Below are 6,620 nucleotides of genomic sequence, written 5' to 3'. Positions count from 1 at the left end.
TGGAACCTGCAAGGGCAACTGCTGCAAGAATTCAAAGGGCATCAAGGCGCAGTCAGGGGTGTGAGTTTCAGCCCGGACGGCAAAACCATCGCCACAGCATCAGATGACGGTACAGCGCGGTTGTGGCCAGTGGAGAATTTAGACCAATTGCTGGTGCGGGGTTGCAATTGGCTGCATGATTATTTGCAGAATAACTCGAATTTGAGTGAGAGTGACAAGCATCTTTGCGATGATATTAAATAATATGATGTCGGTTAAAATGCCTGTAATAAAAGCACCCCATCCCTAACCCCTCACCTTGCCAAGGGGCTACGGTGTATACACAAGTCTAAAATAGTTTACTCACCTGGTTTTTCGCGTCAGTTTTACCCCACCCTAACCCTCCCCTTGTCAAGGGGAGGGAACTAGATTCCTGTTTCCCCCCTTTCTAGGGAACTAGATTTTTGTTTCCCCCCTTTCTAAGGGGGGATTAAGGGGGGTAATTTGACTTGTGTATACACGGTAGGCCAAGGGGAGCAAAAGCGCAGCTTTGGCGGGGTGGGGTAATACGGATATTATGATTACTCCAATGGACATGATATAAATGGTTAGCAAAGGGCCGGCGATTCTCCAGAGGAAACGCTACCCGATCGCACTTTCTCAAATCATCTGATGCGATCGCTGAAAAAGTTTCTCAGTTTTGCTCAAGCGATCGCACTTTTCAGAATTATCTCATGCGATGCCTGCGGTGGTCACTGACTTGTACTGAGCGCAGTCAAAGTAGCCTGTCGTACCACTTCGTGGAAGCAAGCTACGCGCAGCGTCTCGTAGAGAGGTGCGGTAAACTACGCTACATTTTTAACTTTTGCAAAAGCGGTGCGTTAGCCAAAGGCTAACGCACCCGACAAAACTAAACAGTAGAAAAATTAGCCATTAAAAACGCGACTGCGCCACTTATTCAACCGGGCTTCCCCAATTGTGGCAGACCGTCGGGCATCAGCGACTTGCTCTTGCAAAGCTGCAATCTGTTTTTCTTGAACGTCAGCTTGCTGTTGCAAAGATGTATATTCGCCTGTGCTGGTCACAGAATTGGAAGACTGCAAACTATTACTGAATTTTGTTGTCCCAATGCTAGCAAACGGTCTTAAGTCTGTTAGTTGTTGTTGCAAAGTTGCAATCTGGCTTTCTTGCTCTTTAATCTTTTGCCGTAAGCCTTCTTCAGCTGCTGTCTGAGCTGCAATAAACGGATTAACTGGAGTAGCAGTTTCTGGCTTTCGCTTGAATACTTCAGCAAGTAAAGCACTAATGTCGGTGGGTTTCTGCCTACCATAAGGAGTGTTGGTAATTAGCGATCGCACCAGCTGAGGTTCATTATTCGTTGCTAGGTTCTTGTCACTGCTAGAATTGCTCCGCACCAGTTGCAGCATATTGGTAAATTCCAATATCTTTTTGCCCGTTTGAGTTTTATAACCCCGGTAATATGGCACTATGTTATCCCCAAAAGCATCTAGATACTCGTCGCTATCAAGATAAGAATCAATATCCGCCTCAAAACCCTTCTCATCTAGAATGTTGCTGTGATATTTCGTCTCGGAGTAGTCATCGGGAGCGCGACCCAGCAGGTGCTTGAAGTTCAGTTCAATCGCCCGATAGCGGTAAACTCTATCAAAAAATCTGGAGCGATACAACTCTGATTTGGCAACTTGACGCACAAACTCACGGACATCGATTATACCTTGTTTTAGTTGGGATTCTGGAACGATGAGCCGCTCACTTTCCATAATGTAGGCATTACCCAACACTTGCCGATAAACTGCCCGAATTACAATTTCAATGTCTTCAACTGAAGCAGTAGTCCACAGTTCAATGGGTTCTGTTTGGGGAAATGCTTGATATTGGCGGCGTCTGGTTTCTTCGTCTAAGAAGATTTGCATACTTGGTTATTGTGGGTAGGAGTGACTAATGGCTTTGAGGACGTTTGCTAAAAATCTATATTTTTAAAGGTAATGGGAGCTAAGTATTTGTTAGTGGTTACGTGGTATAGCTAATACCAATTCTTTGTGAAACTGCACAAAATCAAGCTTGGTGAGACAACTTGCTCTGAGCAAATTGTTCTGGAGCAACCTCATAGGTAATCGATATAAGCACTAACAAATCTTAATTCCCTTTACAGTCAGGATTAATTTATCAAGTTTTGGGGACTTTTTTAGTTACATTTTCTAACAAACTTAGACGGCTAACTGTTAATAACTAACAGCTAATCATTATAAGAAATTAGCAATTAGACACTAACAATTAGCCGTCAACCCCCTTGGGTAGTATTTAAAATTCAAAATTAAGTTTTGAATTTTGAATTGGAATGTAAACACCTGTCAGAAGGATTTCCGCAGGATAGTAACTCTCAAACACGCTCATCAAATCTAGTGTAGAAACCACCGTATTTTATCCAGTATTGTTTCAAAGTATGATGAGGCGTATGTAAACTAGCTTTTGCCTGATATAAAATGACTTGGCGATGATCGCCCATCCAAATTTTATTAATTGGGTCAACGGATATTACTGTTCCTCCTAAAGAAGCTACACATTCAGAGAATCTCTCAATCGTCGTATATTCTAATGTCTCGAATATAAAAAAGTTACCTGAACAAATCAAGTGGCGACTGCGAATCCAGCAGCGCATTTTTTTTTCGGCTGGTGGAGGTAACATTTTGGTTTTAACAAATTCAAGCTGAATCAACATTTCTGGCACTCACCGCACGTAATTCATCAGCAAAACTTTCCCGTTTTTCAAATTGCAAAGGGCCAGCAGTTGATCCCCATATTTGCTCGTGGGTTTCAATATCTATACCTTGATCTAGACTTATCCAAGTACGCTCAGTTACTTCGACTTCGCTGACAAGGTATGTCTGGCATCCATTGCGCTTAATCAGACATTGATTGCCCGGTTCTACACTGCCTCGAAACATTTCACCTTCTCGCTGGAAAACCATTGAACAGTGATAACGCCGTTCAATGCTCTCTGGGGTGATCGTTTTGAGAATATCTAATTCACGAGCAGCACCTGCATAAAGCATAGGGTCTTTCAAGCTGTAATTTTCGATATAAATGCGATCGCCCCAGTCGACTAGTCTATGTACTCCCTGACGATAGGGTGTCCATAAATCGTGGTCATATGCTTGTTCAGAATAAAAACCGATGTCAGAAAAAAATTTAATCGGTAAAGGACGAAAAAAAATGTGAATGTGGGCGTAAAGTTGCGGATTTGCAAAAGATTGCTTGTAGTTGCTAAAATCTCCTGCCATCCAACAGGCTAAAGTAAGCAAATCACTAGCGTTGGTGCTAGATTCACTAGGCGCTATCGTCACGTCGCTTTGCTCCGAATTTAAAATTCACGCATTCGTCTTAGAAAGTTTTGATGCCTTCGGCGGGCTGCGCCAACAGATAGCGCAGCGTTAGCGAGTCCGCGTTCGCGCAGCGTCTCGTAGAGAGCGTCGGAAACCTCCGCTCAAACTTTCCGCAAAATTCACTCATTACAATCCCCATAAATAAATTTAGGAGCTTGTATCCTTTTATGTTTTAACCTGAAATTTGCTAACTGGTTGAACTTGACAAAGAGCGAATCTCTGAAGAAAAGGAAGCTGTTGTCACGCCTTTACCATCACTGGTTTTAATCATCGCTACCCGAAATCGCAGATTTGGGTTAGCAAACCAAATTCGCTCCTCAGCAGCAGCGAGGTCATACTCTGTTAACAGCGTAAAAATACCATCGTCACTCAGATGATATTTAGCCACCGCTGGGATTGTTTCCGCGTATCCCCTGTCGCGCAGAAGTTTGCCTCTAGAAGGATTTTCGACATCGGGAATTGGCACCAGCACAGTACTACCAGAGATTGGTTTATCGTCCCAGTCTGACTCACCTTCCCAAGTCATCCGAAAGGGGTGGGTGATACTAGCGGGGTGAGTGTCATACAATTGACAGATTGCTAGCACCGCCGGATGATCGGTGGATAGAGACTCAATGTCAATGTTAGACAGCACTTCTTCAAAGTGGGCGAATGCTAAATGATGACCGCTACGCTGCGATCGCCATCGTCCAATTGAAAGTTCAAAAAATTCAGTAATTTGCATTAGAAAAGTGATCTTAAAAAGTAGCTTACAATCCAAGAGATATCTTGGCTAAAGAGTTATTCTCCCAGTTTATATGCTAGCCTCCTTGACCACAACTGCATTCAGAAGTGCTGAGTGCTGAGTGCTGAGTTAGGAGTTAAGAGTTAGGAGTTAGGAGTTAGGAGTTATTATTCTCCCCCCAGTCCCCAATTCCCAATCCCCATTACCCCTTATCTCCAGAGAGCGCCACATGTTCCCCAATCCCCAGTCCCCAGCCCCCTACTTAGACAAATCTAAGCAACTTCAGTGATACTGATGATTTTGCCGCCCGTCCGATGAATGTTTTGCACTTGCCCAGATAGTTGGTTGTAGTTAACTATATATTCCAGGTTGCCCAGACGGGTAGGGAGTTTAGCTGAACCTTTGACTGCTTTAATCAAGAAGCGTTTGCTGGTGCTGCTTACACTAGAACCAGCAGCGGGAGCCTTGATGGATGTGGGTAAATTTGATCCGACATCGCTGATTAGCTTGGCTTTGCGACCGCTATCACTGCTAGCTACTCCTCTGAGTAAGGTAAAGGTGCGGTTAAAGGTAACATTCTTAATCCCGATTTGGGAGCTAGTGCTGCGAGGATAAGGAACAATATTCTCGCCAAAATTCTGCTGATATTCTTCGCTATCGATATAGGATTCGATCTCAGCATCATAGCCCTCTTCGTTGTAGATGCGGACGTGTTCGGAAATTTCTGCCTGATCGGCAGGAGGACGTCCTAGCAAATGTTTGAAGTTCAGTTCAATGAACCGATATTGAGAAGAAGAATTGAAAAACAGGGATTGATAAAGTTCTGATTTCGCAACGCTGTTGACGAATTCGCGCACACTGATATTGCGATCGCGCAGTTGCGATTCAAGGGTGGCTAGTCGCTCACTTTCCAACAAGTGAGCATTGCCCAAAACCTGTTTGTAAACTGCTCGAATCAGTGTTTGTAATTCACTTTCGCTGGTGTTCGGACGCAGTTCAACATTAGGTGAATCAATAGCCCAAAGTGACATTGAAGTATCTCCTAAAAAACGTTAATTAAATTTTTGAGCATCCTACCCCTTAATAGAGGTGGATTTTCCCATCAGTTGTCAGTTATTTTGCTACTGACTAGCTTTTGTAAAACTTTAGTTTGTGAAAGTGTGTTAAATATCTTCGTATATGACAACTGACAGCGTAATTGATCAAATCCCAGGCTAACTTTCGCTGAATGATTACACTGGAGATTAAAGACTGGAGAAAGTTTAGTTCAATGAACCGATAGGGAGCAGTGGTTTGAAAAAACCGGGGTAGCCGTGCTTTGAATTAGCAGACTATTCAATTTTGGTTGTTTGCCAGCTAAGTCACCTTTCAGGCTGCTGCTAGAGGAACCACGTACCAGTTGAAACAAGTAGGTAAACTGAACCAAACCCTGGATAGCTTCGGTTTTGTAGCCCCGAATATAAGGCACAATGTTTTCCCCAAAGGTCTCTTGGTATTCGTCGCTGTCTACATAGGAATCAATCTCAGCTTCAAAGCCCTTTGTATCCAGAATAGTGCTGTGTACACGCGTCTCTTCTAAATCCAATGGCGCACGACCAATAAAATGTCTGAAATTTAATTCAATCGCCCGATAGCGGGGAGCGCTATCAAAAAACCGCGAACAGTAAAGTTCCGACTTCCCGACTTGACGCACAAACTCGCGAACGCTAATTTCACCCCGTTTGAGTTGGGATTCAGGAACGGCAAGCCGTTCACTCTCCATTACATAAGCATTGCCTAGAACTTGCTTGTAGACAGATCTAATTACGGTTTCAACTTCCTCATTAGAGCGACTTGGCAACAGATCAATGGGATCGGTATCTTCAAACAGAGCGACCCCTAATCGTGATGCTAGTCCAAAAGCCATTCAAACTATCTCCCAGTTAACAACTAAATTTTATGAGAAGAATATTCAGCAGATATTAAAAAACTTTACATCATTTGACAAGGGAGAGGTCATAGAGACTTTAAATCCTTATTAGTCTTGATGATTTAAGTTTTTGGATCATTATGGCTTTACACATTTTGATACGATGCGGAAGCCATATTTATTAAAATTTATTAAGTTAAATAATAAAAGAAATTTAAGCTTTTTTTTAGTATCTAATTGGTCATTGGGGCACAGACAATGGTATTGTAATACTCCTCTGAGTGGGAGCATTAACAGTGCTGAGTCAACAAGTGATCATAGCTGTCAAAAAAAAACGGTTGCAGGATAAGCCCATTAATAAATGATGTTGTTGGCGAATTAATAGAGGGTTAAATCAAAAGTAGGGGAAGCAGGGGAAGCAGGGGAGAAAATTCAAACAAATCTTTCCTCCAAATCCCCAAGTTTAATAGTAAAAGGGGCAGACCTAAAGTTAATTGACCAACAGCATCATAAATTGATGGGCTTGATATAAGAACGCTATTAACTTCTTTTTGCCAATCAGCTTGCAATGCGATTGTATCGCCTTACACTGCCATTGCATTGC

The 6,620-nt window shown here is 42.8% G+C and carries 8 protein-coding genes; 1 reads left to right on the top strand and 7 read right to left on the bottom strand.

From position 1 onward, the window contains the following. Positions 1-243 (top strand): WD40 repeat domain-containing protein (locus tag V7K85_RS13580; protein ID WP_334814179.1); only part of this gene is annotated, 243 nt, incomplete at its 5' end. 662 nt (positions 244-905) lie between these two features. On the opposite strand, the gene V7K85_RS13575 is transcribed toward V7K85_RS13580, so the two are convergent. The 7 genes from V7K85_RS13575 to V7K85_RS13545 form a co-directional block, all read right to left on the bottom strand. After that, positions 906-1,913 carry a phycobilisome rod-core linker polypeptide gene (locus V7K85_RS13575; RefSeq protein ID WP_334814178.1) on the bottom strand — a complete coding sequence of 336 codons (1,008 nt, stop codon included), beginning with the start codon at positions 1,911-1,913 and terminating at the stop codon, positions 906-908. A gap of 467 nt (positions 1,914-2,380) precedes the next feature. Beyond that, positions 2,381-2,719, bottom strand: a complete 339-nt coding sequence (locus tag V7K85_RS13570) for a CpeR family transcriptional regulator (protein ID WP_334693360.1) — start codon at positions 2,717-2,719, stop codon at positions 2,381-2,383. Next, the gene (locus V7K85_RS13565) at positions 2,703-3,344 is read right to left on the bottom strand and encodes a chromophore lyase CpcT/CpeT (RefSeq protein ID WP_334814177.1); all 642 of its coding nucleotides are present in this window, start codon (positions 3,342-3,344) and stop codon (positions 2,703-2,705) included. Before V7K85_RS13565 ends, V7K85_RS13570 begins: the two co-directional genes overlap by 17 nt. A gap of 226 nt (positions 3,345-3,570) precedes the next feature. Further along, complete coding sequence (locus tag V7K85_RS13560; RefSeq protein ID WP_334814176.1) at positions 3,571-4,107, bottom strand: phycobiliprotein lyase; 537 nt, start codon at positions 4,105-4,107, stop codon at positions 3,571-3,573. 272 nt (positions 4,108-4,379) lie between these two features. Further along, positions 4,380-5,138 carry a phycobilisome rod-core linker polypeptide gene (locus tag V7K85_RS13555; RefSeq protein ID WP_334814175.1) on the bottom strand — a complete coding sequence of 253 codons (759 nt, stop codon included), beginning with the start codon at positions 5,136-5,138 and terminating at the stop codon, positions 4,380-4,382. A gap of 236 nt (positions 5,139-5,374) precedes the next feature. Further along, positions 5,375-6,013, bottom strand: a complete 639-nt coding sequence (locus V7K85_RS13550) for a phycobilisome rod-core linker polypeptide (RefSeq protein ID WP_334814174.1) — start codon at positions 6,011-6,013, stop codon at positions 5,375-5,377. A gap of 392 nt (positions 6,014-6,405) precedes the next feature. Further along, the gene (locus V7K85_RS13545; protein WP_334814173.1) at positions 6,406-6,585 is read right to left on the bottom strand and encodes a hypothetical protein; all 180 of its coding nucleotides are present in this window, start codon (positions 6,583-6,585) and stop codon (positions 6,406-6,408) included. Positions 6,586-6,620 lie beyond the last annotated feature (35 nt).

Origin of the sequence: Nostoc sp., from assembly GCF_036917615.1 — a bacterium.
Taxonomy (GTDB): domain Bacteria; phylum Cyanobacteriota; class Cyanobacteriia; order Cyanobacteriales; family Nostocaceae; genus Nostoc.
This window is presented reverse-complemented; position numbering and strand designations above follow the sequence as displayed.